23 protein-coding genes and 1 pseudogene are annotated in these 26,166 nt (G+C 64.3%); 6 read left to right on the forward strand and 18 right to left on the reverse strand.

Features of this window, described 5'->3' with window-relative positions:
• Positions 1 to 5: 5 nt before the first annotated feature.
• The 12 genes from Q0082_RS11735 to Q0082_RS11790 all read right to left on the reverse strand — a co-directional run bounded on the left by Q0082_RS11735 (position 6) and on the right by Q0082_RS11790 (position 12,737).
• The gene (locus tag Q0082_RS11735) at positions 6 to 515 is read right to left on the reverse strand and encodes a nuclear transport factor 2 family protein (protein WP_298192724.1); all 510 of its coding nucleotides are present in this window, start codon (positions 513 to 515) and stop codon (positions 6 to 8) included.
• On the reverse strand, positions 512 to 1,030 hold the full coding sequence (locus tag Q0082_RS11740; protein ID WP_298192727.1) for a nuclear transport factor 2 family protein: 519 nt from the start codon (positions 1,028 to 1,030) through the stop codon (positions 512 to 514). Before Q0082_RS11740 ends, Q0082_RS11735 begins: the two co-directional genes overlap by 4 nt.
• Positions 1,031 to 2,410: an aromatic ring-hydroxylating dioxygenase subunit alpha gene (locus Q0082_RS11745; protein ID WP_298192730.1), complete on the reverse strand. Its 1,380-nt coding sequence runs from the start codon at positions 2,408 to 2,410 to the stop codon at positions 1,031 to 1,033.
• An 85-nt stretch (positions 2,411 to 2,495) separates the two neighbouring features.
• On the reverse strand, positions 2,496 to 4,997 hold the full coding sequence (locus tag Q0082_RS11750) for a TonB-dependent receptor (protein ID WP_298192731.1): 2,502 nt from the start codon (positions 4,995 to 4,997) through the stop codon (positions 2,496 to 2,498).
• A 169-nt stretch (positions 4,998 to 5,166) separates the two neighbouring features.
• Positions 5,167 to 5,481, reverse strand: coding sequence for a DUF1905 domain-containing protein (locus Q0082_RS11755; RefSeq protein ID WP_298192733.1), 315 nt, complete (start codon positions 5,479 to 5,481; stop codon positions 5,167 to 5,169).
• A complete protein-coding gene (locus Q0082_RS11760; RefSeq protein WP_298192736.1) occupies positions 5,481 to 6,161 on the reverse strand; it encodes an SDR family NAD(P)-dependent oxidoreductase in 681 nt (226 codons plus the stop codon). Before Q0082_RS11760 ends, Q0082_RS11755 begins: the two co-directional genes overlap by 1 nt.
• 18 nt (positions 6,162 to 6,179) lie before the next feature.
• A complete protein-coding gene (locus Q0082_RS11765; RefSeq protein WP_298192739.1) occupies positions 6,180 to 7,178 on the reverse strand; it encodes an NADP-dependent oxidoreductase in 999 nt (332 codons plus the stop codon).
• Between the two features lie 95 nt (positions 7,179 to 7,273).
• On the reverse strand, positions 7,274 to 8,224 hold the full coding sequence (locus Q0082_RS11770) for an NmrA family NAD(P)-binding protein (protein WP_298192741.1): 951 nt from the start codon (positions 8,222 to 8,224) through the stop codon (positions 7,274 to 7,276).
• 10 nt (positions 8,225 to 8,234) lie between these two features.
• Complete coding sequence (locus Q0082_RS11775) at positions 8,235 to 9,851, reverse strand: FAD-dependent oxidoreductase (protein ID WP_298192744.1); 1,617 nt, start codon at positions 9,849 to 9,851, stop codon at positions 8,235 to 8,237.
• Position 9,852: 1 nt separating this feature from the next.
• On the reverse strand, positions 9,853 to 10,626 hold the full coding sequence (locus tag Q0082_RS11780) for an SDR family oxidoreductase (RefSeq protein WP_298192747.1): 774 nt from the start codon (positions 10,624 to 10,626) through the stop codon (positions 9,853 to 9,855).
• Positions 10,623 to 11,927, reverse strand: a complete 1,305-nt coding sequence (locus tag Q0082_RS11785) for an aromatic ring-hydroxylating dioxygenase subunit alpha (protein ID WP_298192750.1) — start codon at positions 11,925 to 11,927, stop codon at positions 10,623 to 10,625. The genes Q0082_RS11780 and Q0082_RS11785 overlap by 4 nt, the downstream gene beginning before the upstream one ends.
• Before the next feature lie 27 nt (positions 11,928 to 11,954).
• On the reverse strand, positions 11,955 to 12,737 hold the full coding sequence (locus Q0082_RS11790; protein ID WP_298192752.1) for an SDR family oxidoreductase: 783 nt from the start codon (positions 12,735 to 12,737) through the stop codon (positions 11,955 to 11,957).
• Positions 12,738 to 12,825: 88 nt separating this feature from the next.
• Here Q0082_RS11790 and Q0082_RS11795 point away from each other — a divergent pair, with 88 nt between their 5' ends.
• Genes Q0082_RS11795 through Q0082_RS11805 form a run of 3 tightly spaced genes read left to right on the forward strand, consistent with a single transcriptional unit; the run spans position 12,826 to position 14,855 of the window.
• Positions 12,826 to 13,290 carry a nuclear transport factor 2 family protein gene (locus Q0082_RS11795; protein WP_298192755.1) on the forward strand — a complete coding sequence of 155 codons (465 nt, stop codon included), beginning with the start codon at positions 12,826 to 12,828 and terminating at the stop codon, positions 13,288 to 13,290.
• Positions 13,291 to 13,320: 30 nt separating this feature from the next.
• Positions 13,321 to 14,061, forward strand: coding sequence for a glucose 1-dehydrogenase (locus Q0082_RS11800; protein ID WP_298192758.1), 741 nt, complete (start codon positions 13,321 to 13,323; stop codon positions 14,059 to 14,061).
• Positions 14,061 to 14,855, forward strand: a complete 795-nt coding sequence (locus Q0082_RS11805; RefSeq protein ID WP_298192760.1) for a TIM barrel protein — start codon at positions 14,061 to 14,063, stop codon at positions 14,853 to 14,855. Before Q0082_RS11800 ends, Q0082_RS11805 begins: the two co-directional genes overlap by 1 nt.
• On the opposite strand, the gene Q0082_RS11810 is transcribed toward Q0082_RS11805, so the two are convergent.
• The 5 genes from Q0082_RS11810 to Q0082_RS11830 form a co-directional block, all read right to left on the reverse strand.
• Positions 14,852 to 16,432, reverse strand: a complete 1,581-nt coding sequence (locus Q0082_RS11810) for a peptidase S10 (RefSeq protein WP_298192762.1) — start codon at positions 16,430 to 16,432, stop codon at positions 14,852 to 14,854. The genes Q0082_RS11805 and Q0082_RS11810 overlap by 4 nt on opposite strands.
• A gap of 139 nt (positions 16,433 to 16,571) precedes the next feature.
• Positions 16,572 to 17,504 carry an NmrA family NAD(P)-binding protein gene (locus tag Q0082_RS11815; protein ID WP_298192765.1) on the reverse strand — a complete coding sequence of 311 codons (933 nt, stop codon included), beginning with the start codon at positions 17,502 to 17,504 and terminating at the stop codon, positions 16,572 to 16,574.
• Positions 17,505 to 17,567: 63 nt separating this feature from the next.
• The gene (locus Q0082_RS11820; protein ID WP_298192768.1) at positions 17,568 to 18,329 is read right to left on the reverse strand and encodes an SDR family oxidoreductase; all 762 of its coding nucleotides are present in this window, start codon (positions 18,327 to 18,329) and stop codon (positions 17,568 to 17,570) included.
• A gap of 12 nt (positions 18,330 to 18,341) precedes the next feature.
• The gene (locus Q0082_RS11825) at positions 18,342 to 19,490 is read right to left on the reverse strand and encodes a thiolase family protein (RefSeq protein WP_298192770.1); all 1,149 of its coding nucleotides are present in this window, start codon (positions 19,488 to 19,490) and stop codon (positions 18,342 to 18,344) included.
• Positions 19,487 to 19,879, reverse strand: coding sequence for an OB-fold domain-containing protein (locus Q0082_RS11830; protein WP_298192773.1), 393 nt, complete (start codon positions 19,877 to 19,879; stop codon positions 19,487 to 19,489). Before Q0082_RS11830 ends, Q0082_RS11825 begins: the two co-directional genes overlap by 4 nt.
• A 186-nt stretch (positions 19,880 to 20,065) precedes the next feature.
• Here Q0082_RS11830 and Q0082_RS11835 point away from each other — a divergent pair, with 186 nt between their 5' ends.
• The 3 genes from Q0082_RS11835 (at position 20,066) to Q0082_RS11845 (ending at position 25,820) form a co-directional block, all read left to right on the forward strand.
• Complete coding sequence (locus tag Q0082_RS11835) at positions 20,066 to 21,355, forward strand: MFS transporter (protein WP_298192776.1); 1,290 nt, start codon at positions 20,066 to 20,068, stop codon at positions 21,353 to 21,355.
• A 32-nt stretch (positions 21,356 to 21,387) separates the two neighbouring features.
• Positions 21,388 to 22,962 (forward strand): aromatic ring-hydroxylating dioxygenase subunit alpha, encoded by a 1,575-nt coding sequence (locus Q0082_RS11840; protein WP_298192780.1) that lies wholly within the window; start codon positions 21,388 to 21,390, stop codon positions 22,960 to 22,962.
• Between the two features lie 281 nt (positions 22,963 to 23,243).
• Entirely contained in the window at positions 23,244 to 25,820 is a 2,577-nt protein-coding gene (locus Q0082_RS11845; RefSeq protein ID WP_298192782.1) for a TonB-dependent receptor, read from the forward strand.
• A gap of 243 nt (positions 25,821 to 26,063) precedes the next feature.
• On the opposite strand, the pseudogene Q0082_RS11850 reads toward Q0082_RS11845, so the two are convergent.
• Positions 26,064 to 26,166, reverse strand: a pseudogene (locus Q0082_RS11850) (IS630 family transposase); the annotation flags it as partial.

The raw sequence follows: 26,166 nt of genomic DNA on the forward strand, positions 1-26,166 counted from the left end.
GATCGTCAGTCTCCGGTATAGAGGGGATCGTCGGGCAGGCGCTTGCCGTGCCGAGTCAGCGTGCCATAGAGCGGGCCGTCCCACTGCGCCGTCGAGGGGCCATTGCGGCTCCAATCGAGCACATAGCGGCGGTGGAGCAGCCGCCAGTCATCACCGCGCCGCTCGAGCCGGTCGAGATAACGCCCGCCGACTTCCATCTCGAACGGGCCATCGGGCCCATCCACTTCATGCCATGCGCGGCAATAGGTTTCCGCCGTGGCATGCGCGCCATCGATATCGATCAGCATGTTACCGAGAAAATGCTGCGTCCGGCGCATCGCAGCAAGCGCTGGCACCACACCTTCTGACCAAACCAGCGCCCCCACTTCGCCGGTGCCATAATCGGCCACGGCCTCTGGCCACCAGACCTCGCGCAGCACGGCGAGATCGCAGCGATCGATGCCGCGCGCATAGCGGTTCAGCACGTCCATGATCGCCAGCCGGTCGGCCAGCTCCTCGGGGCAGGTCCTGCTCATCGCTTGCGCATCTCCTCGCGGCGGCAACTGAGATCGTGCGGCGCCCTTGCGCCCCACGGAAACATCGTCTCGCCCCCCGGCAGATCGGCCGCCGGTTCATCGCGCACCCAGTCGACCAGTTCGCTGCGGTGCGCAATCTTCCAGACACCGCCGCGCCGCTCGTAGCGATCGACGTAGCGTCCCGCGACGAACATATCCCGCTCGCCGCCTTCCGCCACGATCCGGTGGTGCGCCTGAAAGTAGACCTCGCCAAAGGCCAGATCGCCACTCTCGAAATCGATACGCACCTGCCCGATCATGTGGTGGTTGGCCTTGTGCGGGGTCAGCACTTTCTGCGCGAAGTCCACGAACCCCGGCGCATCGCCCTTCCAGCCGGCTCCGTAGTCGGTCGTCGCATCATCGTGGAACACGGAGATGTGCAGCGCCGGATCGAGGCGGTCTTGCGCGCGCATGTAATCGCAGCAAAGGTCGTAGATGGCCTGCCACGAAGTGAGGCGATCAAGCGGGTCCATCATTCAGCCTCTCGCCAGATAGGTGTCGAGCGTCTGGTGGAACTGGCGGATGCGCGCTTCCTGATAGTTGCCCAGCGTCTGCCCGCGCTTCGCCGAACCGAGGAAGCCCTGATATTGCAGCGCGAGGTTATCCGTGTCCTGATCGTAGACCCCGCCAAGCCCCGGGTTCATCCCCGGCGCTTCGGCATAGGATTGCTCGACGGTGAGCCGCACCGGCTCTGGCGGATGCTCGATAGGCGTGCCGGGCGGCACCAGCTTGAGGAACATCAGGTCGAAGAGGCAGCGCGAGGGATCGTTGCCGATCGGCCGGAAGCGGTAGATCATCGGCAGCGAGACGCCGGGGAAAAGGCACATGTTCGGAAAGAGGTGGTACTCGATGGAATCGAGCATCTCGCTATCCGAGTATTGATCAAGGGGCACGCCCAGAGCAGCGGACATCTGTTCGCGCAGCAATTGTGCAGCATAGGAGCGCGCAGTGCGCCCTTCGGGAAGCGGCCCGCCCCCCACGCGCAGCTTCTCGAACAGCTCCGCCTCGGTCTGCGTGCCGGTGTAATGCGGGCTCGCCACGCCAATGGTATGCACGAAGCGCGTCACGTGATCGCTGAACAGGTCATACTGCGCGTTGGCATCGGCCGCAGTCGGCAGCGCCTGCGCATGGGTCTCGTAGACATGGTAGGCCTCGAGGAAGGCCTCCTGCGCCGCCTTCCAGTTGGTCGGCAGCTCCTTCTGTAGGTGCAGCGAAATCCGCCGGTCGGAAAGGTCCCAGCGGCCCGAGAAATGCTCGGCGAGCGGCCCCAATTGCTCCTTCAGCGGCCGCGCCTCGTCATCGAGGTTGATGAAGATGAACCCGCCCCAGGTTTCCATCCGCACTTGCGGCAGCTGGAATTCCTCGTCCTTCACGTGCGGGAAGTCCCACCGGCACGGGAGGTGCGCAAGCTCGCCCTCAAGCGACCAGCGCCAGCCATGGAACGGGCAGCGGATCTCCACCGCATTGCCGCTGGTGTCCGACCGCTTGAGCTGCGTGCCGCGGTGCAGGCAGACGTTGCGATAGGCGCGGATCTGCATGTCGTCGCCGCGCACGATCAGGATCGACCACGGCCCGATATCGTAAGTGATGTAGTCGCCCGCTTCGGGGACATGCTCCTCGCGCGCGGCCCATTGCCACGTGCGCGCCCACATGTGGGTAAATTCGCGCGCCATGAAATCGGGCGAGGTGTAGCGGTCGTAATCGATGTCGGCGTCGCCCGCGAAGGCATAAGCCTCCGCGATCAGCGCTGGCGGCACGTCCTGCCCGTCGGCGAGGATGATGTCGCGCGTGCTCGGGCCCGGGCACCGGGCCGCACCGGGCTCGGCTGGGAGCGGCAGACTGGTCTCAAGGTTCATGCCCGTAAAACTCCTCTTTGCCCCTCCCCGCCAAGCGTCAATCCCTGCCTGCCTCGATCCCTGCCTGCCTCGAGCCCTGCCGATCTCAATACTTGATTGTCACCTGCATCCGAACGGTGCGCGGCATCGCACCATAGCCGATGATATCGCCGAGCGTCGCATTGTTCGTGCCGGTGCCCGCACCCGTCAGCGGCGCGGTGCCGGCACCGATGAAGTAGAACTTGTTGGTCAGGTTCTTGCCGATGACGGCAAGCTGCCACCGATCGTTCTGCGCCCCGATCCGGATGCCCGCATCGAGCACGGTGTAGCCCGCCTGCCGGGTGAAGGGGTCACCGAAGCTCGAGCCGAGGTACGAGCTCGAGGTGCGCGTATCGATGTTACCCCCGATCTTGAGGCTCGATCCAACATCGGTCTCGTAGGATACGCCGGCGGTCGAGGTCCATTCGGGCGCGGCCGAGGTCGGCATGCCCGAAAGATCCTGCCGTTCGATGCCGGCCACCCGGAGCGAGCAGCCCGCCGCGATGCTCTGACCCGACCAGCATGGCGCGATGAAATCGATGTAGCGCGCCCGGTTGTAGTTGAGCGTGCCGTGCAGCGAGAGGCCAGGCACACCCCGCGGCGCGTACTCCAGCTCCAGCTCAACACCCTTCGACCGCGCCGCACCGGCGTTGTAGGTCACATAGGCGAAGACCTGCGAGTTGAAGAAGTCGATCTGCAGATCGGTATACTTGTAGCTGTAGAGCGTCAGGTTCGCGCGCAGCTGGCGGTCGAACAGGGTCGTCTTGATCCCCGCCTCGAAGCCGCGGCCGCGTTCGGGGTTGAACGCAAGGTCGGCTGAAGGATTGTTCGTCACCAGTGAGGAGTTGATCGCGCTGTTGGAGAAGCCGCCCGACTTGTAGGCGGTCTTGTAGGCGCCGTAGACCATGACATCGGTGGTCGGCTTCCAGCTCAGCGTCACGTCCGGCGACCAGTCGTTGAAGGTCTGATCCCCGAAGAGCGTGCCATCCTTGGCCGCGCTTTGCGGGCGGAACAGGAACGTGAGGCCCGGATTGACGTAAGGCTGGGTGAAGAAGCTGTCCTTGGTCTCATGCGTATAGCGCACACCGGCGGTCGCCTCGAGCGTCGGCATGATCTTCCAGATGAGCTGGCCATAGGCCGACCAGGTTTCGCCGTCCGTGGCCGAATCCTTGGCATAGGAAACATAGCGCATGCCGGTGGGCGCTGCCGAGTTCTCGCTGCCTGCGAAGAGCACCGTCTGGAAAAAGGTGCGTTTGGTCTTCTGGTAGAGCCCGCCGAACATCACGTTGACCGGCGAATCGAACTTGGTGAGCGCGCGCAGTTCCTGGCTGAAGGCATGGTAGCTGGCGTTCTCGGTCGCCCAGACCGGGCCGCCGAGGAAGTCGCAGTCACAACCGAACTTGTTGTTGTTCCAGTTGTAGTTGGTGACCGAGTTGAGGGTCACGTTCTGCATGTCGTAGTTGATCGTGCCCGTCACCTGCCACGACTTGTAGGTGTTGTAGAGATCGCCGTTCTCGCGCGCGAAGGGCGTCACCTTGGCGATCTCGAGCGGGAAGTTGTTCTGGTAGATCTTGAAGCCGCCATCGCACTTGTAGGCGGGGTTGATCGCCGTGACGCCCGTCGGGCAGCGCACCGCCGAATAGTTCCAGCCGTTGCCGATTGTGTCGTTCCATGAGCCCGACGCCTTGAGCGTGGCGGTCAGGCCGCTGCCGCCATCGTACTTGAGGGTGGCGCGGCCGATCAGCTCGCGCTCCTGCGGCTGATCCGCAGCAGAAGCTGCTGCGGCGAGCGTGGAGGGCGCACCGGCCTTGGCAATGTCGAATGTGGTGTAGTTCTGCGCGCCGGCCGCATTGCGATACCACCCGCCGAACATCTTGGATCCACGCACCGCAAGGCGCAGACCCCAATCATCCGAGAGGGGCGTCGAATAGACAAGTTCACCGTAAAGCTGGCGCGCATTGGCTTCATAGCCGACGCGGGCAATGATCTCGCGGTCCTTGCCCGGATCGGCTGTGGTCAGGCTGATCACGCCGGCGGTGGCATTCTTGCCGTAGAACAGGGCCTGCGGCCCTTTGAGAATTTCGACGCGGGCGAGATCGAAGAAGCCCTCGTTGATGACGCGGCCCTGTCCGTAATAGACGCTGTCGACCACGATCGCGACGGACTGTTCGATACCGATCGAGGTCGCGTTTGAGCCGATGCCGCGCATCGTGAGCTGCGCACCGGCGCCGTTCGAGGCGCGTGCGACGGTGAACTGCGGGGTGGCCGCAGCGATCTTTTCAAGGCTGGTGAGATCGCGCGCCTGCACCGTGGCGGCGCTGATGGCCTGGACCGATACGGGGATGCTCTGCACGCTTTCCGAGCGACGACGAGCGGTCACGATGATGTCCTCGACCCCGGTCGCGGCGGTCGCTTCAGCCGATGCGCCGGACTGTGGCGGGGCAGCGTCTTCCGCTGCCGCAAACGCCGGGCTGGCGACCAGCAGCGCACCGGGCGCCAGCAGGACCACAGCAGCGACGCGCGCCGTGCTCGAAAGGAATTCCAGTCGCACCGAACCAACGTGCCGCATTGTGCCTCTCCCACTTCTTTGGCCTGCCGCCCGGATTCTTCTTGGGGTCGGCAGAATGGAACAAGGGTATCAATCTCGCACTTCGACTCAACTGTTTATGCGGCAGTTCAGTACTTTTGATAGGTAAACCGACAGACCTGCCGGAACACTCTTCCGTCTGCGCAACGCGCTAGCCTTGCACCGAGATCCGCACATTTACCGGACTGCCGATCATGACCGCGGCAGCTCGCTGAACGGCCAGCTTGACCGGCAGCAGGTAGCCGCCGTCACGCGGAAAAAGCGATGTCGCAAAGCGGATGCCCGCGATCTCCGCGGTGACGGGAACGACACCCCAGCCATAGCTGGCAATCCGCGCCGCATGGCGCAATGCAGCCAGATGTGCCTCGGGTACCGGGACGAAAAGGTAGGGGGCCGGACCGCGCCATTCGATCACGGTGCCTTCGAACACCGCGTCGAAAAGCAGGTCGACCCCCTTATCAGCCATTACCAGTCGTGCGTTTCACCGTTCCACTTGCGGAACGCGCCGGTATCATCGAGCGTCCATTCCGCCCCCAGCTTGCGGATGCCGGACGCGCTTTCCTCGGCAGTGATCTGCGCATGCGGCCCGCCCATGTCCGTCTGCACCCAGCCGGGATGGATCAGGCCGATGATGATGCCCTTGCCCTTGAGGTCGATCGCTACCGATCGCATGAGCCGGTTGAGCGCCGCCTTGGCCGAGGCATAGCAATACATTCCGCCCATCGGCCAGGCCATCGCGCCGAGCTGGCTGGTGATGTTCATGACCTTTGCCCCGTCGCCAAGCCGAGGGAGGAAGGCCTGCAGCACGCGCAGCGGGCCCTGGACCATGATTGCAAAGGCCTCGTTCCACGCATCCCAGTCGGCGCCCTCCAGCTCGTTCGCCATCGGCCCGGTCACGCCGGCGACGTTGTAGAGCACGTCGATGGGCGCGTTCCCGCTCGCCGCTGCGGCCGCCCGCACCGAGGCATCGCTCGCCACATCGCAGGCGTGGATCGTCAACTTGCCGCCCGATGACGCGGCCAGCTCTTCCAACGCGGCGCTGGCCTTTCGCGGGAGGGCAATGACGGTATCGCCGGCGGCAACATGCTGCGCAGCAAGTTCAAGCCCGATGCCGCGCGCGGCTCCGGTAATCGCGACGGTCGCCATGGCTTTGTCTCCTTGTGATCACAGCTTGAGCAGCTGCTTGCCCTTGTTTGAACCGGAAAACAGCCTCTGCAAAGTCGCAGGTGCGTTCTCGAAACCGTGCTGCACGTCCTCACGGTAGGCCAGACGCCCCTCGTTCACCCACTTGACCAGCCGGCGGCGGATGTCCGGGAACTCGCTGGCCCAATCGAGCACGATGAAGCCCTGCATCCGCGCGCGGCGGAACACGAGGTTGAAGTAGTTTTCCGGGCCTGCCGGCAGATTGCCGGTCTCGTAGCGGCTGATGCCGCCGCAGATCACCACCCGCGCATTGGTGGCGATCAGGGCGAGCATGTCGTTGAGGATCTTTCCGCCGACGTTGTCGAAGATCACGTTGATGCCGTGCGGCGCGAGTTCCTTGAGCTGGCCGCGGATCGGCCCGGCCTTGTAGTCGATAGCGTGGTCATAGCCCGCTTCCTTGACGAGCCAATCGCACTTCTCCGGGCCACCAGCGATGCCGATCACGGTGCAGCCGGCAATCTTGGCGAGCTGGCCGACGATCGAGCCCGTCGCGCCCGCCGCACCCGAGACGACGACAACGTCGCCAGCAACCGGCTCACCCACCTTGAAGAGGCCGCAATAGGCGGTAACGCCCGTGGTGCCGAGGATCGAGAGCATCGCCGTCGGCGGCAGATCGGGCATGCAGGGGATCAGCCCCTCGCCATCGTGGATCAGGTATTCGCTCCACACGATCGAGCCCGAGAGCATGGTGCCGACGGGGAATTTGCCGGCATTGCTGGCGACTACTTCGGTAATGCCCGAGCCGCGCATGACATCACCGATGGCCATCGGCGCGACGTAGTCCGCGATGTTTTCCATCCAGCCCTTCTGCGCTGGATCGAAGCCAAGGTAGTGCGTCTTCAGCAGCATCTGGCCCGGCCCGGGTTCGGGCAGCGAGGTCGTCACCAGCTTGAGGTCGTCATCGTTGATCGGACGGCCGCGGGGGTGTCCATTGAGCAGCCATTGGCGGGTATCGGTCACACGGAATCTCCCGGAAGGTTTGTCTTGAAGGCAAGACTAGCGGCAGTGCCGAGCATCCGGACCTACCGAATTGAATGAGCCCCAAAGGGCAGGAACTAGCCCGCCATCCCCGCCAGCCGGGTCGCGAGCGCCGGATCACGCGGATCGTTCCAGTCCTGCCGCCCGGCCCATTCGGCAAGGCTGGCTGGCTTGTGCTTGAAGTGCCGCGCCATTTCCTCGGGGCGGACCATCAAGGGCGACACCGTCTGCGCGTTGTACCACCGGTAGAACTGGGCCATGCCGTCGTAGATCGAGGCCGGCTTCACATCCGGCGATCCCGTGACCAGCAGGCTCATCGCCGAAGCAAAGTCATCCGGCGTCAGGCTCTTGAACGTGATGGGCTTGCCCGAAACCCGGCTCAGGATCGCCGCAACCTCGTCGCCCACCAGTGCCTCGGGGCCACCCACCTTGTAGCGGCCGCTGGGGAGATCAGGGTTGGCGAGCGCCTCGACCATGAAGGCCGCGACGTCATCGAGGCAGATCCACGAGATCTTGAGGTCAGGCTTCGCCGGATAAGCGAAGACGCCCTTGTTCACGATGCCGGGCTTGTTCCAGCTGCGGATCATGTTGTCCATGAACACGCGCGATTCGATAATGGCCCATTCGCAGCCGCTGCCGGCGATGGCCTTGATGATATCGCGGCGCCCGTCCATCGCCGGGCTGCCGATATCCTCGTCAGCAATGTGGCAGCTGGTGTGGAAGACAATGCGCTTCACGCCGTTCGCCTTGCCCGCGGCCGCAATGTTTGCGCCCATCTTCTGCGCCAGATCGCGGTCGAACACGAAGGGCAGGTGCGCGGCGATGGCATCCATGCCCTGCGCGGCCGCGATCATCGAGGCTTCGTCGTAGATATCCGCCGCCACGGTCTCCACATCGGCGAACTCGGTTCCCGCGAGCGCCTTGGGATTGCGCAGCCCGGCGACCGGAGTCATCCCAGCCGCAACGAGCCGGGTCAGCAGCGGATGCCCCTGGTCGCCCGTCGCGCCCAGCACCAGAATGCGTGTCATCTTGATTTCCTTATTGATTGGCGAGCCGCGCGGCCGTCCGCCCAGCGATGCATCCGAATGTGAGCGCCGGGCCCAAGGTGCCACCCGCGCCGGCGTAGACGCTGCCGGTGGGGCAGGCGATTACATTGCCCGCGCCGTAGAGCCCGGGGATAGGTTCGCCGCTAACATCGAGCACCTGCGCCGCCGCATTGGTCCGCGCCCCGCCGTTGGTGCCGAGGGCGCCGAGTTTCAGCTGAACCGCATGGAACGGCCCCTGCGTCAGCGGACCGAGAGTGGCCGCTGCGCCGGGCCGCGACCGGTCGCCGTAGAAGTGATCGTAAGTGCTAATACCGCGGCTGAAATCGGGGTCTTCGGCATTCGCAGCATGAGCGTTGAAGCGCTCCACCGTCTGCAGCAATTGTGCAGCATCGACATCGATCTTCGCCGCCAGATCTTCCAGCGTATCGCCTGTGAGAACCCAGTCCGGCAGGGCATCGAAGGGCATCACCGGCCCGATCGGATAGCGCGCGCGGTATTGCGCATCGAACACCAGCCACGCCGGATTGTTGGGATAATCGTAGCTCGCCGGATCAAACTGGTGGAAGGCCCCGGCGAGCGAGGAATAGTTGATCGCCTCGTTGCAGAAACGCTTGCCGGCGCGGTTGACCATTAGGCTGTGCGGCAAGGTGCGTTCGATAAGCACCGGCGCAGCGCGCTGCTCGCCGCCCGGCCAATACGCGCCGCCGATGGAGAGCGTCGGCACCCACCACGCGGAGGTCATGTTGCCCAGCCCCGCGCCGACCGACATCGCGAGCTTCAGGCCATCGCCCGTATTCCCCGGAGGTGAGGCCGGCATATCGAGCGGCCCGCGCAGGAAGGTCTTCCTGAGGGCTGCGTTCCACTCGAACCCGCCGGTCGCGAGAATTACGCCGCGTGCGGCACGTATGCTGCGCCCGCCGGCAAACTCCACGCCGGCAACCCGCCCCCCTTCGATAATCAGCCGCTCCGCCTTCATCGCGAGCTGCGGCTCGATCCCACGCGCCAGACATGCTGCGAGGAGCCGTCCGACCATTGCCTGACCGAACCCACGCAAGTCCGCCTCGGCGCGGCGTTTCAATTCCGCCGGATCGACGAAACCGCTACTGCCGCCAAGCGGCGTTTCGCGCAGCATCATCCGCTGGATCACGCCATCGCTGAACACCTTCTCCGCCCATGGCCCGAGCGTGGTGAAATCGAACAGTTCGTTGTCCAGCGCGCGCCCGCCCTCGGGCTTTGCGCCGGGGCGGTCGAGGTAATAGTCGGGATAGCCGGGGAGGATGCTGACTTCGAGCGCCCCCGCCTCCTCGAGAAAGGCCAGCGCACCCGGCGCTTCGCGCACGAAGGCGCCGAGGACCTCCGGCTCCATCTCGCCATGATCGAGGCTGCCGAAATAGGCGAGCGCTTCTTCCTCGCTGTCGGCCATCCCGACCGCCTGCATGCGCGGGTTGTTCGCCGCCCAGATAATCCCGCCTGAAACCGCCGCCGTGCCGCCGAGACGCTCGCCTTTCTCGACCAGCGTGACGGCCGCACCCGCCGCATGCGCCGAAAGCGCCGCCGCCATGCCAGCCGCGCCCGCGCCGATGATCAGGACGTCGCAGGCCTCGCTCACTTCAGAGCCCTCCGGCGACATAGAGGCACTGCCCCGTCACCCAGCTGGAAGCCGGTGAAACAAGGTAGAGCGCAGCCGCCGCGATATCCTCCTCACGGCCGAAGCGTTGTAGCGGTATGCCGATCATTTCGCGCAGCGCTTCGCGGCGCGCTTCGTCGTCGGTGCGCATGCAGGCGTTGAAGTTCTCGGTCGGGATCGGCCCGGGCGCGACGGCATTGACGCGAATCTTCGGGGCGAGTTCGCGCGAAAGGGTCTGCGTCAGGCTGTTCACCCCGGCCTTGGCAGCCGCGTACGGCCCGTTCTTCACCTGAGGGCCGAACGCGGCGCGCGAGGAGGTATTGAGGATGACGCCACCGCCCTCGCCCATGGCTTTGGCTGCAACCACGGCACCCATCCACACCGCCTTGAGGTTGAGATCGACTTGCGCATCCCAACTTTCCTCGGTCGTCTTCGTCAGATAGCGCGGATTGCCATCTGGAATGCCGCCCGCGTTGCTGACCCAGATGCCGACCGGCCCGAGCTCTGCGGCCGCTCGCGCTGCGAGGTTCTCGAGCGCAGCCATCGCGGTCGCATCGGTCGGCACGGCCAGCGCGCGGCGTCCGCGTGCGCGGATTTCCTCTGCCACCGCCTCGATATCCGCCGCTGTGCGCGCGCCGAGTGCGACGTCCGCGCCTGCCTCGGCGAGGGCAATGGCAATGGCCCGCCCGATCCCCTTGCCCGCGCCGGTGACGACCGCGACCTGCCCGTCGATGCGGAACCCTTCCAGAATGCTCATGCCGTCTCGACCTGCCGTTCCATCTGGGCAACGCGTGGATCATTTGGCCAGACCCAGTCCTGGCCGATGACCTGCTCCACCGCGAGGTGCGGCGGCACCCGGTCCAGCCCGATCATCTTGTCGCAGGTCTGGTGGAAGCTGTAGATGCGCGCTTCCTGATAGCTAAGCGGCACAGACTTGAAGCCGTCGCTTTCCATCGACTTCTGGATTGCCTCGCCGAACTGGGTGTCTTCCTGGATGATCGCATTCATCCTGCGACCGCCCCCACCTTCAATTGAGTCGTCAGGCTCTGTCCACAAGTCGGGCACGGGCCCGTCACCCCAGTCGAGCGCCATGGTGATCAACTCGAGACGGGTGGTGTTCAGCGAGGTTGGCCAGAAGATCAGCGGCGGAATGAAGAAGTTGGACAGCGGCGAGACCCAGTTGGGGAACATCGTATAGCTCTGCGTGGTGGTGCGCCCCAGCTCGCCCACGGTCTCCACCGATTGCCACTCCGGCGGATTGTCGATCGCGCGCACATGCTCGCGGTTGGTGTTCTTCGGCGGCGGCGCGATCATGCGCGCGTGGCCGCCGGGGAAGATCGTGTTCACATTGCGCTTGTGATCGACGAGTGGTGCCACAGTCTCGGCATGGATGAAGGGCACATGGTAGACTTCCATGTTGGCCTCCATCGCCACTTTCCAGTTGCACTTGAGATCGAACGACTGGCGGGCGGCGAGCCGCATCCGGTCGAAGCCGAACTCCGCCCATTCGTCCCACAGCGGGCCCATCCAGTCGCGCAGGCTGATTGCATTGTCGTCGAGATTCACGAAGATCAGCTTGCCATACATCTCGCAGCGCACGCCGATCAGGCTGCGGCACGACTTGTCGAAATTGCTCCCGAAATCCTGCGATTCCGGAATGCCGACAAGCTCGCCGTCGGTCTTGTAGGTCCAGTTGTGATAGCCGCACATCAGGCGGGGGCTGCGCCCGCTCTGGACAGTGACGACCGGCGCGCCGCGGTGGCGGCAGGTGTTGTAGAAGGCGCGGACAACGCCATCCATGCCGTGGACGATGATCAGCGGCTGGCCGGCATTGTCCCACTGCATGAAGCTGCCCGGCTCGGGCACTTCATCGAGGTGAGCGGCAAACAGCCAGCTCTTCTTCCAGATATACTGCTGCTCGAGGTCGTAATACTCCTGGCTCGTGTAGCGCCCGGCCGGCATGTCCGGCAGCGGCGGGAAGCCTTCGGGCAGCGCGGTGCGGGCGGCTTCCCATTCCATCAGCCGCTTGATCGTATCGACCGTCTGCTGGTCCATCATGGCCGGAACTCCCTTTCTCAGGCGATGTCAGGCGTTGCCTGCGATCACCGATTTCGCGTCATCCACACGGATCGCCGCGCCGTTGATGAACTTGCTTTCGTCCGAGGCGAGGAACACCACCGTGTAGGCAATGTCGTCAGGTTCGCCGAGCTTGGTGATCGGGCCGCCATTGAGCGCTTCCTCCGCCCCGCGCATCAGCGCCGCCTGCCGGCCGACTTCGATCACCATCGGGGTGAGGATGCCCGCCGGGTGGATCGAGTTGCAGCGGATGTTGTAGCCCTGCCGCGCGCAGTGCACAGCGACAGCGCGGGTCAGCCCTTCGACCGCACCTTTTGCTGCGCAATAAGCGGCCACTGCGCTCTCACCCTGGACCGAAGCGATCGAGGCCATGTTGATGATCGAGCCACCCCCAGCACCACCATTGTTTTCCTTCATCACGCGCACCGCGTGCTGACAGCCGAACCAGGTGCCGTCCGCGCTCACCGCCATGATGAAGCGGTAGTCCTTCTCGGTCTGCGTCTCGATATCGCCGAGTTCGACGACGCCGGCGTTGTTGACGAGAATATCGAGCTTGCCGTGCCGCGCGACGACATCGTCGACCAGCGCGCGCCATTCGGCATCGTGCCGCACATCGAGATGGCGATACTCAGCCATTTCGCCCAGCTCGGCAGCGACACGCTCGCCATTCGCACTATCCACATCGGTGAGGATCACCCGCGCGCCTTCGCGCACGAACATCCGCGCATCCGCTTCGCCGAGGCCCTTTGCGGCGCCCGTGATGATTGCGACTTTTCCGGCTAGCCTGCCCATAACGCGGCGTTCCTCTCAATTATGCAAGTTCCCACCAATTCACCCCGGATGCTAGGCAGACGTTACTAGCAAAAGAGAGGGGTGAGCCGTGGGACTGACGATCGACGAGCTCTCGGCGCGCGAAGAGATCCGCGATCTGCTCCACCGCTACTGCAAGGGCATCGACCGGCGTGACTGGCCGCTAGTGCGTTCGTGCTTTGCCGATGACCATGTCCACAAGCACGCCAGCATCGAGGGTTCTGCGGACGATTTCGTGCGGATGGCAAGCGCCGTGCTGAGCACCATCCCGGCGACGCACCACACCGTCGGCAATGTCCACTTTGCCTTCGCCGAGGATGGCCTGAGCGCGGAAACCGAGGCAAACTTCGTCGCCTATCACCTGATCGAGGCGGGCCATCCGGAGGGTACTCCGGTGCCGACGGGCGGCAAGGCGACAGATTGGATCGTTGCAGGGCGCTATTGCGACCGGTTCGAGAAGCGCGACGGCAAATGGATTATCGTGCGGCGGCAGGCGTACCACGACTGGGAACGCGTCGATCCGGCGAATGTCTGAAAAGCAAACAGAATTACGGGAGAGAACTTGATGCGACTGAACGGCAAGACCGCCCTAATCACCGGCGGCTCATCGGGGCTTGGGGCCGCAATGGCAAAACGCTTCGTGGCCGAAGGAGCCAGCGTCGTGATCGCCGATATCGATGACGCGGGCGGCGAAGCGCTTGCCGCCGAACTGGGAGACAAGGCCCGCTACGTGCACCTTGATGTGACCCAGGAAGCTGATTGGGCCGCTGCGGTGGACAGCATCAAGACGCTCGACTGCGTGATCAACAATGCCGGCATCACCACGGCGGGCAATATCGAGCAGGTCACGCTCGAGCAGTTCCGCCACGAGTTCGAGATCGACGTCGTGGGCGTGTTCCTTGGCTGCAAATATGCCGTGGCGAAGATGAAGGCAGCTGGCGGCTCGATCATCAACATGTCCTCGCTCGCTGGCATCCGCGCCAACGCCGATCTCGTCGCCTACAACGGCGCCAAAGCCGCCGTGGCGCACATGACCAAGTCGATTGCCGCGCACTGCGGCAAGAGCGGCTACGGCATCCGCTGCAACTCGATCCACCCCGGCGTGATCCGGACGCCGATCCTCGACAAGGTGCTGGCGCAGGTCCCCAATCCGGATGAAGTCTACGCCGGTTGGGTCGCCGTCCACCCGATCGGCCGCATCGGGACGCCAGAGGAAATCGCCGCCATCGCGGTCTACCTCGCCTCCGACGAATCCACCTTCACCACCGGCGCCGAATTCCGCATCGACGGCGGCAGTTCCATCTGATGAACCCGATCAGCCTCGCCTCGGGCGTCGTCCCCGAATTCGGCCCCGTCGAAACCATCCGCGCGGCTGAGGTTGGCGGCTTCGATCAGGTCGGGCTCTGGGTCGATCCCGCGACGTGGACGCAAGCCCAGACCGGCGAGGCCCGCGCCGCGCTGGCGGATACCGGCCTCCCGCTGCTCGATGTCGAGGTGATATGGATTCAGCCCGGCAGCGACATTGCCCTGCACAAGAAGGTCATCGATGTCGGCGCGGAGCTGGGCGCGCGGAACGTGCTCTGCGTCTCCTCCGATCCCGACATGGGCCAGACCGCCGCGCGCCTTCACGAACTTTGCGTCTATGCCGAAGGCTCGGGGATGCGTGTGGCGCTGGAGTTCGGGATTTTCACCGAGGTGAAGACGCTCGCAATGGCGCTCGGCGTGCTGGATCAGGTCGGCCACCCGCTGCGCGCGCTGCTGATCGATCCGATCCACGTCGACCGCTCGCTGAGCCCGGTCGCTGATCTGGCAAAGGTCCCGCGCGAGCTGCTGCCCTATGCCCAGTTCTGCGACGCACCAGCCAAGCGCCCGGATCCCGCCAATTTTGCGGCGATCATCGAGGACGCCATCGACCTGCGCGAACAATGCGGCGAAGGCGCGCTGCCGCTCGCGGCGATGTATGCAGCGCTCCCGCCTGGCATCCCGCTCAGCATCGAACTGCGTTCCAAGGCGCTGCGCGATGGCTTCCCCAATCCCGGCGAGCGCGCGAAGGCGGTTGCGGAGGCGACGCGGCGCTGGCTGGCGGCGAACGCCGGCTAGTTCCCGCGCGCCTTCACGAAGGCAGCAACATCATCGTGCAGCGCCTTCAGTGAATCCTCGTGCGCGTAGACCATGTGACCTGACGGATAATACTTGTACGAGATGTTCGCGCGCAGGTTTTCCGGAACGGGCAAGTGCCGCATCTGGAAGCGGCCTTCGAAGTAAGGCGTTGCGGTGTCGTAGTACCCGCCCAGCACCAGTACGCGCAGCGAAGGATTGGTCTTCATCGCAAAGGCAAGATCGGGCAGCACGTTGGCCGCGCCTTCCACGGGTGCGGATGCGTCCGGCGGCGTGTGCTTCAGGTCCCAGTCGCCGACATTGGCGAAGAGCTTGAAGGCCTTGCCCGCACCGTAGCGCAAAGTCCCCCGCGCATAATCGTTGAAGGCCGAGACATAGGCCGAACTGATCGCCGTGGACTGCGGATCATAGTCTGCCTCGCGGCTCAGCACGTCGAGGCTCGGGCCGGCGAAGCGGGTATCGAGCCGGCCGACGGTCTGCCCGGTCTCGTCCATCAGGTTGCGGTTGAACTGGCCGAGATTGACCCTGAGGTTCGCGCGCAGGATGTAGGCCGGGGTGAGACCGGTATAGCGCGCCAACTTCTCGGCCATCGCCTGCTTGCGATCCGCCGGAAGGTCGTTCCCCTCGATCAGCGCGGCGGCATAGTCGCCGGTCGCAAAACGCTCGGCCTCGGCAAGGAACGGCTCAAGCTGCGCCGGGCGGCCGCCGGGCACGCGGTTGTGATACCACGCTGTCGCCGCATAAGTCGGCAGCGTGACGATGTAGGGCAGGTCGTTGCCGGGGTTCCGTTGCGGCGCATCGGCCCAGAAATCGAACGCCAGCGTCGTCGAAAGCAGCATGATCCCGTTGAGATCGGCTGAATCCGCATTCTGCAGCCGCGCCGCCAGCGCAACCGCGCGCGGCGTGCCGTAGCTTTCGCCGAAGAGGTAGCGCGGCGAATTCCAGCGCTGGTATTTGCCGAGGAACTGCTTGATGAACTCGGCAAAGGCATAGACGTCCTGATCGATACCGTAGAACGCCTTGTCTTTGTCCTTGCCCGCGATCCGGCTGAACCCCGCGCCCGGTGCATCGATGAACACGAGGTCCGCCACATCAAGCGGGCTCTCGCCATTGTCGACGACCTTATAGGGCGCAGGCGGCGTATGGCTGCCATCCGCCGTCACCACCCGGCGCGGGCCGAAGGCGCCCATGTGGAGCCAGACGGTTGAGGAACCGGGGCCGCCGTTGAACACGAACAGGATCGGGCGATCCGCGGCGGGTGCACCCTTCTTGAAATAGGCGGTGTAGAACATCGAGGCTTCGGCCGGGGCTTCATCGCCTGTCGCATCCGCCTTGGGCTTCGCTGCGTCGTCCCAGCCTTTGGGATGCACGACAAGCGTGCCTGCCACTGCCTTGTAGTCGATCCGGCTCCCCCGCACGGTGACTGAGCCTTCGCTCGAAACCTCTTCGGGCTCGAACAGTGCGGCGGGCGCCGCCTTTGCCGCTTCAGCGGGCTTGCCAGCTTCCGCAGGCTTATCTGCTGCGAGCGCCGCCGTGCTCAGGGCGAATGCCAGAGCCAATGCCGAAATTCCGAGCAACCGCATGAAACGCCTCATTCGCAAACAAAAAACCGGCGCGGTTGGTCGCACCGCGCCGGTTTGTTGTCCATACCCTGCTGGCCGCAATCGAGAGCGGCCGGTCAGGACATTCAGCGGAAGATCACCCCGCCGAAGGGCGATGCGCGGTGTCGGACCAGTCTTGCCGCGCGACCCACTGCGCCAGCGTTTCGAGCTCGATCCCCGGCAGGCGCTCCATCATCGCCTCGGTGTTCACCTCGAATGGCTTGGTCGGCGCGTTGTTGTTGTAGTTGTAGAACGCCGCGATGCCCGCCGAGAACGGCTTGCGCTCCGCCTCAGGCATCGAATCGCCCAGCGCGGCCACCAGCAGATCGCCGAATTCCTCGGGCGTGCAGGGGTCGTACTTGATCGTATGGCCGAAGTGATCAGAGAGGATCTGCGCGACCTGCGGCGGCAGAAGCCGCTCCGGCCCGCCGATGTTCATCCAGGTGCCTTCCATGTCCGGCCGATCCATCGCGTGGATCATGATCTTGGCGACGTCATCGAGGCTGATCCAGTTCGCGCCCAGCGTGGGCTTGTGCGGATAGACGTAGCGCTTCTCGTGGACGATGAATGGCCGCGCCCAGTTCGTCAGCAGGTTGTCCATGAACAGCACCGAGCCGAACACGGTGGCCGGCACGCCCGACCGGAACAGCGCGTTGATGCCTGCGGTGTTGCCGGCATAGGTGAAGGCATCGCCGGGCTTGTCCGGAATCCAGCTCGAGGTGTTCCAGACGAAGCGCTTGGCGTCGACTTCCTTGGCCGCCTCACCGATCCAGCCGGCGAGTTCGGCGCGGGAATCCCGGAGCTGCAGCGGATGGTTGTAGAACACCGCGTCCGAGCCCTCGAGCGCCTTGGTGTAGGTCGAGCGATCGTAGAGATCGATGACGCGGGTTTCGATATCGGCGTTGGTCGGCCCGAGATCGGGCTTCTCATTGCGGGAAAGCGCGCGGACCTGATGCCCAGCAGCGACAAGCTGGCGCACCTGTGCCAGCCCCTGCCGGCCGGTTGCGCCCACGACGGATACCAGTGCCATTTCGCATCTCTCCTTTGGTGAGGCCGCCCAGCTCTTTGGCCGGTGCAGCCGGAATAGGCGGGCTCAGCTCCGGATCGCGCTGGCCCCATCGACATTGAGGTCGGTCCCGCTGGTGAAGCTCGAATCCTCGCAGGACAGGAACAGGATCGCCCGCGCCACTTCATCGGGCTCGCCCACGCGGCCCATCGGGTGGGCGGAGGCCATCACCGCTTCGATCTGCTCAGGGGTTGCCCCGCCGGCGTTGAGGTAGCGGTTGTACATCGGGGTGCGGATCGCGCCCGGATGCACGGTGTTGGCGCGGATCTTCAGCCCCCGCTCGGCGCAATCGAGCGCCACTGCCCGGGTCAGGTGCGTCACGCCCGCCTTGGAGGCGCAATAGGCCGCCATGCCCCCCGAAGCGCGGTGCGCCAGCATCGAGCCGATATTGACGATGGTGGCGTTCTCGCCGGATGCCGCCAGCGCCGGGATCGCGGCACGGCAGCCGTAGAAGGAGCCGGTGAGGTTGATATCGATGTGGCGGTGCCAGCTGTCGAGATCGACATCGACGGTGTTGCCGGGTTCGGAAATGCCGGCGATGTTGCACAGTGTCGTCAGCTTGCCGAAGCGCGCCAAGGTTGCCGCCACCGCCGCTTCCCACTGCGCCAGATCGCGCACATCAAGCTGCACCGCATCGGCATTCGGGCCGAGCGCGGCGGCATGGGCCTTGGCCTTGTTGAGCTGGAGGTCGCCCAGCATCACGCTGCCACCTTCGGCCACGAACAGCTCCGCAACCGTGCCACCGATCCCTTCCGCGCCGCCCGAAATGAGGGCGACCCTGCCGGTCATCTTCCCCACAGGTCAGCGCTCCAGGATGCAGACGCCGGACAGGCCGGGTGCGCCGTAAACGTGGCTGTAGGCGGCCTTCGGATTGTTCGGCACCTGCCGCCCGCCGCCGCGTCCGCGCAGTTGAACGGTGTTCTCATAGACCTGCCGCAGGCCCGATGCGCCGATCGGTTCACCGCAGGCAAGGCAGCCGCCATCGGTGTTGACCGGGAGCTTGCCGGTGATTTCGGTGCGGCCCTCGCGCAGCCACTGCTCCTGATCGCCATCCTTGCAGAAGCCGTTTTCGGCCATGTGCATGATCTCGGCGCCGGATTCGGTATCCTGCAGCTGGGCGACCGAAATGTCCTCCGGCCCGATGCCCGCCTGCTCGAACGCCGCCTTCGAGGCGAGGATCGTGGGCTTGCCGCCATTCTCGATATCGACCGAAGGTGCAAACACCTCGAACGAGCCGGGCGGGCGCGTGCGCACCGCGACGCTGGCAATCTTCACTGCATCGGCGCCAAGTTCGCGTACCTTCTTGCCGCTCGCGAGGATCAGCGCCACTGCGCCTTCGGCCGGCGCACAGAACATGTATTTGGTCAGCGGATCGTTGACCATCGGCGAGTTCAGGATGGTTTCCAGATCGACCGGCGAGCGCCGCCAGGCGTGATCGGCATGGACGCCGTTGCGGAAGGCCTTTTCAGCGACGCGGCCCAAGGTCTCGCGGCTGATGCCATAGAGCTGCATGTAGCGCTGGATCTTGAGCGCGAAAAACTGCGTCGTCAGCATCATGCCGGTCTGGCCGTACCATTCAGGAAGGCCATAATCCTTGGGCTTGGCGTTGAACGCGCCGCGCGGGTGCTTGTCGAAACCGACCGCCAGAGCAACGTCAAACTCGCCCGCCGCGATGGCGTTGCGCGCCGAAGCCAGCGCAGAGCCGCCTGTGGCGCAGCCGTTGGCGACGTTGATGAACGGCAGGCCGGTAAGGCCGAGCTCGTTGACCATGATGTCAGCGCTGCCCGCAGCTGCCGAGCCGCCATAGGCGCAGCCCACGTCGGTCCATTCGATCCCGGCATCGGCCATCGCCTGCCGCACCGCGAATACGCCCTGATCGCGGCCCGAACGCCCGTCAGTGCGGCCGAAGGGGTGAATGCCAGCCCCGATGATATAGACATCTTCCATCACGCTTTCTCCGGACGAAACGCATAAGTCGAACGAGTCGAATCAAACGGCGCGACCACGAATTCCATCGGCATGCCGAGCTTCAGATCCTCGAGCACGCAATCGACGATCCGCGTCTCGACGATCACCTCACCGGGGAGCTCGACATAGCCGAGGAGGTAGGGCTGGAACGGCTCCGGCCCCTCGAAGGGTTCCTTGGGCTGGAAGTCCTGACGGGTCCACGACCACAGTGTGCCCTTGCGCGAAAGGCGCCAGGGCTCGACGCCCTCGGCCGCATCGCCGCTCGGGTAGGGAAACACGATCTTGCCATTGGGGAGCCGTCCGCCGATCAGCGCCGGCTCAGCCTCGTTGGTCCACAGGTTCGGAGCGATGGGCTCAAGCAATTGGGTCATAAAGCCTTTCCCGCAAAGGCGGACCGGCAGCGCCGTATCCTGTCATGGCCGGTATCGTGGCACCAATTCACCGGACCGACGATCATTGAAAATACTAGGCAGCCTCTGCCGCCCCTCCCCCTTTGTGTTAGTCGCCCCCGGCCCCGCGAATGCCTAGCCCTGTGCCATAACAAGGGAGCCGGCGTCTTGGGAGAGCATCGCCACTACCGCCATTTCGTGCTCGCCGTGATCACCTTCGGCGGGATGCTCAACATCGCCGACCGGCTGATCCTCTCGATCATGATCGAGGATATCAAGCACGCCTTTGCGCTCACCGACACGCAGATTGGCCTCATCACCGGTTTTGCCTTCACGGTGCTTTACGTCGTCTGCGGCCTGCCCATTGCCTGGCTCGCCGACCGGATGAGCCGCCCGCTGATCATTGCGCTCTCGATTGCCTCGTGGAGTCTGATGACCGCGCTGTGCGGGATGGCGACGGGTTTCTGGACCTTCTTCCTCGCGCGAATGGGCGTGGGCATCGGCGAATCGGGTAGCGGCCCTGCCGGCACGTCACTCCTCACGCAGACGTTCAAGGGCCATGAGCTTGGCCGCGCTATGGGCATCTACTTCCTCGGCCCCACGCTTGGCACAGCGGCGGGGTTGATCCTTGGCGGCGTGCTTGCCCATGCGGTTGGCTGGCGGATGACCTTCCTGCTGCTGGGCATACCGGGCATTCTCTTCGCCGTGTTCGTTTTCCTGACAGTGAAGGAACCCGGCGGCCGTCCGATCCCGGCCAAGGTGAGCGTCGCCGAAGGGCTGATTGCATGGTTCGCCGGCATTCGCGCCCTCTGCGCCAACCGCGTGTTCCTTGCAGGCTCGATGGCGTTCGGCTGCATGATCGTCACAGGTTACGGCTTTGCCACCTGGCTGGCCGCGATTATGCTGCGCGAGTTTCGCGTCAGCACCGCCGATGTCGGCTTCTACCTTGGTCTTGCATTCGTGCTGGGCGGCATTCCAGGTCCGCTGCTCGGCGGCTACCTCACCGACTGGCTCGTCCAGCGAGACGCGCGATGGCGCGCATGGCTCCCCGCCATCGCCACGCTGGGCTGCCTGCCGATCTACTTCATGGCGCTGCAGAGCACGCATTTCTGGACCTTTCTTGGCCTGTTCTCCTGCGGCTACCTCGTGTTCCTCATCGCACAGGCGCCAACGGTTTCGCTGATCCAGCTCGCCGTCCGACCTGATGAACGAGCAATGGCGATGGCCGTTGCGATGATCTTCAACAATCTGATCGGGCAGGCACTCGGCCTGTTCCTGATCGGCTATGCCAGTACCAGCCTCACCCCGACATTCGGCCCCCAGGCGCTGACCTGGGCACTTATCGGCGTAAGCACCGCCTTCGCCATTCCGGCCGCGTTCTTCTATCTCGTTGCGGCGAGCGGCATGGCCAAGGGCCCCCTCAAAATGATGAATGGTCCGCCTTCCCCGCAGGCGTAGACTGCCGCCCAAGTCCAAGGGAGAGCGGACAAATGGTGGAAACCAAGACCGGGCACGACCGCACTGCGGGGGTGACCTACAACGACGTGATCAGGGCGGACACGGTGCCGCCGCCGGCCGTCTACCTCGAGGATTCGCCCTATCCCGGCGGCGTCACCAAGGTCGCCACGCACCGCTACTGGAGCAAGGAAGAGCACGAGCGCGAGGTCGAGCGGCTGTGGAAGCGTGTGTGGCAGATGGCCTGCCATGAAGACGACATTCCCAATGTCGGCGACACGCATGTCTACGAGATTGCCGGCCTCTCCTTCATCCTCGTGCGCAATGCACCCGGTGACGGCCCCGGCGCGGTCAAGGCCTTCCCCAACGCCTGCCTCCACCGCGGCCGCCAATTGTGCGAGGCGCACAAGAAGGGCCTCAAGGTGCTGCGCTGCCCGTTCCACGGCTGGTCATGGCACCTTGATGGCAAGCTAAAGGAAGTGCCCAGCCACTGGGATTTCCCCTCGGTCACCGAAGATGAGTACTCCCTACCCGCCGTCTCGGTCGGCCACTGGGGCGGCTTCGTGTTCATCAATCCGGACCCGAATGCCGAGCCGCTCGCCGATTTCCTCGGCGATATCGACCGCCACTTCTCGCTGCCGTTCAAGCGCCGTTACAAGGCCGCGCACATGGTGAAGCGCCTGCCCTGCAACTGGAAGGTGGCGCAGGAAGCCTTCATGGAATCCTACCACGTCGTCGGCACGCACCCGGAACTTCTGCCGATGTTCCTCGATACCGGCTCCAAGTACGACGTCTGGCCGAACATCAGCCGCGCGATGTCGGCCTCCGGGCCGCCGAGCGCGCACACCGACCTCGATGCGCCGGATCCGAGCGCCTTTCCCGAAGGCCAGGCCTTCACCAGCTTCCGCCATCCGCTTTCGGGCCACGTCTATCGCCGGATCGAGGAGAACCGCGTCGAAGTTACCCGCCCCGATGGCAAGACCGGCCTGTTCGACATGACCGGCGCGCACATCGAAGGCGAAGTCGTCAGCGCGGACGCGCACATGTGCAACTGGATCGGCGGCAAGATCGCACCGGGCGAGGAAAACATGCCGACCCGCTTTGCCTCGGCCTCGACCGAAGCCTTCCGCGCCGATGCTGCGCGCGATCGCCGCGAACTGATGCGCCCACAATGGGGCGATGCGATCGACCAGTTCAGCGACGCCGACATGATCGACGCGATCTTCTACTCGGTGTTCCCCAACCTCCACCCGTGGGCGGATTTCAACCCGATCTTCTACCGTTTCCGCCCGGATGGAGACAATCCAGAGCAATCACTGCACGAGGTCATGTACATGGTGCAGGTGCCCGAAGGCGCCGAGCGGCCCGCGCCGGCCAAGTGCACCTTCCTCGATCTCGAGGACGACTACACCAAGGCGACCGAATTCGGCAGCTATCTGAACAAGATCTTCAACCAGGACGGGCTCAACCACGCCGCAGTGCAGAAGGGGCTGCACAATCATCCCAAGGGCGAGGTGATTTTCGCGAGCTATCAGGAAAGCAAGATCCGCGATTTTCACGCGAAGCTGAACCGCTGGCTGGATAGCGAAACCCCGCCGAAGAGCCGCTAGGCAAACTATCGCGGGCCCTTTCCCCTGGCGGGGAGAGGGCCCGCTTGTGCGCCGATGAAAGACTTCGCAAGGCGGTTCCGCAAGGCCGCTACGGATCCATGCTTGCCGCTACGGAATCCGTGCGTTTTTGCAGCCACACTGCGCACAAAAAGCGGCACTCCGTCACCCTTTTTGATAGTTGCTGTTCGCCCCCCGCACCCTAGCCTAGTGATCGGGATTGTGGGTGCAAAATCAAGCAAAAACAGCAAGATAGGCACCCGCGGCAAGTTGGGAGGATTGCTATGGGGTTAAGGACATTTGGCGCGGCGTTCCGCTTTGCGCTCTGCGCAGGCGCTGCGGCGACGTCGCTGGCGATGCCGGGTCTGGCGTATGCGGCAGATGCTGCGCCGGCTGACGGCGCGGCTGCTGCCGAAGCACCGGCGACGAACGAGGAAATCACCGTGTTCGCCCGCCGCGACGCGGAATCGCTGCAGAACGTTCCGCTGACGATCACCGCGATCAGCGCGGGCACTCTCGCCAAGTACAACGTAACCAAGCCCGCCGACATCGTCAGCCGCATCCCCACGCTCAACGTCCAGATCGGCGGCTCGGGCGCCGGCGCGCAGATCAGCTTGCGCGGCGTCGGCTCGTCCAACATCTCCGCCGCGTTCGACAGCGCTGTCGCGCTCGACTTCGACGGCGTGCAGGTTTCGACCAACCGCCTGCTGCAGGCAGGTTTTGCCGATCCGGCGCAGATCGACGTGCTCAAGGGCCCGCAGTCGCTCTACTTCGGCAAGAGCGCCTCGGCGGGCGTGCTGCAGATCCGCTCTGCAGACCCGACCAAGACCTGGCAGTACGGCGCCAGCGCAAACTATGAGTTCGAGGAAAAGGGCTACCTCGTCAGCGGCTACATCTCGGGTCCGGTCAGCGACACGCTCGGCATCCGCATCGCCGGCCAGTACAATGACGTGAAGGAATACGTGAAGATCAACCCGACGACCCCGGCCAAGCTGCGCAATCGCGGCCTGACCGATTTCGTCGGCCGGATCACCCTGCAGTGGGAGCCGACCAACGACTTCACTGCCAACCTCAAGGCGACCTACACCCGCAACACCAATGACGGCGCGATCGGCACCGCCGACATTTCCTGCGGCAAGAACGGCCGCGCGGATGAAGTCGTGCTATTCTCATTCCTCGGGCCGAACGCGATTGCCATTCCATCGAACGCGGATTGCAATCCCTTTGACAAGTACGTCACCACGTCCGATCCTTCGCCGGCGCTGGTGGGCAAGTTCCCCGAAGGTAGCGGCGCTGCCGGCGGTCGCTATCCCGGTCATCCCTTCGGCCAGACGGACCTGTTCTTCACGCGTCTGAAGATGGACGCGAAGCTCGGTGACAACCTGAAGCTGGTTTCGACCACGGGTTACATGAACCTCAACGCGATCGATTACGATTCCTACAGCTACCTCGGCGTGGGCAAGGCGTTCCGTCCGAGCGGGCTGCCGCTTGTCCTCGCCGCGCTCGGGCCGTTCTCTGCCCCCGCGCTCGATGCGGTCAACACCGTGGGCTCGCCCCAAGGCGTCGGCGGCAGCGATCCCGTCAACAAGACTGCCCAGTTCACGCAGGAACTGCGCCTTGTCAGCAGCTACGATGGCCCGATCAACTTCTCGCTCGGTGCATTCTACGAAAGCCGCGTGATCAAGTTCAACACCTCGCAGCAGGCCTTCAACGCCTCGCTGCTGTTCCCCGATCCGGTGACCGGCAATACGTTCGACTACTTCAAGCGGCACCGCACGAAGACGAACACCTATTCGCTGTTCGGCAGTGCGACCTATGACATCACCGAGCAGCTCGAGCTGACCGGCGGTGTTCGCTACACGAAGGAAGACAAGGTCAACACGATCGTCATTCCTTACATGCACACGTTCTTGTCGACGGTGTTCGGCTTCGTGAAGAGCGGTTTCGCCACGCCGCCGATCAATTTCAAGGATACGAACTGGTCGCCGGAAGTGACGCTCCGCTACAAGGTCAATCCCGATTTCAACATCTATGCCGCGTTCAAGACCGGCTACAAGTCGGGCGGCATCGACAACAGCGCGCTGCCTTCGAGCAACCTCGCCGACTTCCTCAAGCCCGACAAGTTCCAGGCCGCTGCAAACGGCCTCATCTTCAAGTCGGAAACCAGCAAGGGCGGCGAAATCGGCTTCAAGTCGCAGCTCGCGAACCGCACGATCACGTTCAACGCCACGGCCTACTACTACGTGTTCAACGATCTGCAGGTGCAGAACTTCAACGCGACCACGATCCAGTTCGTGACCACCAACGCCGGCCAGCTCACTACGAAGGGCATCGACGTCGACTTCAGCTGGCGTCCGCCGGTAGATGGTCTGCGCTTCACCGGTTCGCTCGCCTACACCGATGCGAAGTTCACCAGGGACTTCTTTACCGGCACGGGTCCCGACGGCGTGCTGGGCACCGCCGACGATCCCAACATCAATGGCCGCCGCGCAGCACGTGCTCCGGAATTCGCCGGCAACCTCGCCTTCGACTACACCGCACCGCTGAGCGATGCGCTGGAACTCGGTCTCTCGGGCAACGTTGCCTACAGCGGCAAGTACTATACCCGGCAGGAGAATGTCACCGACTACCAGCAGCCTGCCTATGCGACTGTCGACGCCTCGATCTCGGTCGGCGCGCCCGATGGCAAGTGGAGGCTGGCGCTGATCGGCAACAACATCACCGACAAGATCTTCGTCAACACGTCGGGCGGACGTCCGTTCCTCGCCGGCCCGGGCAATGGCCTCCCGATCGGTGATGACGAAGTCTTCACCGTGAATCGCGGCCGTCAGGTGTTCATCCAGGGCACCGTGAAGTTCTAAACTCCCGGCGGCAACTCCACGCCGGATGAAGGGGCCGCCTCGGGAAACCGGGGCGGCCTTTTCTTTGGGGTGTGGCTTGCTGTGCGGTTGGACTCTGCCGCCGCCTGCCAACCCTTTTGTTCGTCATTGCGAGCGCAGCGAAGCAATCCAGAGCGTAACGCATTTGCGCTCTGGATTGCTTCGCTGCGCTCGCAATGACGAGGCAGGGGAACGGAGTGATTCCCGCCCTAGAGCGTCGTGCGTTTAATCTGCAACGTATCCTGCTGCCTTGAGGTAGTTCCAGCATTCGTCTGGATGGTAGAGTTCGCAGATTGATCCGACGGCCTTCCACAGGGCATCGACTGTG

The organism is Novosphingobium sp., assembly GCF_027489515.1.
Taxonomy (GTDB): Bacteria; Pseudomonadota; Alphaproteobacteria; order Sphingomonadales; family Sphingomonadaceae; genus Novosphingobium.

Coding starts and splice junctions, on each gene's coding strand:
- Q0082_RS11735 (WP_298192724.1), bottom strand. CDS start 515: ATGAGCAGGACCTGCCCCGAGGAGCTGGCCGACCGGCTGGCGATCATG.
- Q0082_RS11805 (WP_298192760.1), top strand. CDS start 14,061: ATGAACCCGATCAGCCTCGCCTCGGGCGTCGTCCCCGAATTCGGCCCC.
- Q0082_RS11740 (WP_298192727.1), bottom strand. CDS start 1,030: ATGATGGACCCGCTTGATCGCCTCACTTCGTGGCAGGCCATCTACGAC.
- Q0082_RS11820 (WP_298192768.1), bottom strand. CDS start 18,329: ATGACCGGCAGGGTCGCCCTCATTTCGGGCGGCGCGGAAGGGATCGGT.
- Q0082_RS11770 (WP_298192741.1), bottom strand. CDS start 8,224: ATGACACGCATTCTGGTGCTGGGCGCGACGGGCGACCAGGGGCATCCG.
- Q0082_RS11760 (WP_298192736.1), bottom strand. CDS start 6,161: ATGGCGACCGTCGCGATTACCGGAGCCGCGCGCGGCATCGGGCTTGAA.
- Q0082_RS11790 (WP_298192752.1), bottom strand. CDS start 12,737: ATGGGCAGGCTAGCCGGAAAAGTCGCAATCATCACGGGCGCCGCAAAG.
- Q0082_RS11745 (WP_298192730.1), bottom strand. CDS start 2,410: ATGAACCTTGAGACCAGTCTGCCGCTCCCAGCCGAGCCCGGTGCGGCC.
- Q0082_RS11830 (WP_298192773.1), bottom strand. CDS start 19,879: ATGACCCAATTGCTTGAGCCCATCGCTCCGAACCTGTGGACCAACGAG.
- Q0082_RS11755 (WP_298192733.1), bottom strand. CDS start 5,481: ATGGCTGATAAGGGGGTCGACCTGCTTTTCGACGCGGTGTTCGAAGGC.
- Q0082_RS11750 (WP_298192731.1), bottom strand. CDS start 4,997: ATGCGGCACGTTGGTTCGGTGCGACTGGAATTCCTTTCGAGCACGGCG.
- Q0082_RS11780 (WP_298192747.1), bottom strand. CDS start 10,626: ATGAGCATTCTGGAAGGGTTCCGCATCGACGGGCAGGTCGCGGTCGTC.
- Q0082_RS11840 (WP_298192780.1), top strand. CDS start 21,388: ATGGTGGAAACCAAGACCGGGCACGACCGCACTGCGGGGGTGACCTAC.
- Q0082_RS11800 (WP_298192758.1), top strand. CDS start 13,321: ATGCGACTGAACGGCAAGACCGCCCTAATCACCGGCGGCTCATCGGGG.
- Q0082_RS11815 (WP_298192765.1), bottom strand. CDS start 17,504: ATGGCACTGGTATCCGTCGTGGGCGCAACCGGCCGGCAGGGGCTGGCA.
- Q0082_RS11845 (WP_298192782.1), top strand. CDS start 23,244: ATGGGGTTAAGGACATTTGGCGCGGCGTTCCGCTTTGCGCTCTGCGCA.
- Q0082_RS11785 (WP_298192750.1), bottom strand. CDS start 11,927: ATGATGGACCAGCAGACGGTCGATACGATCAAGCGGCTGATGGAATGG.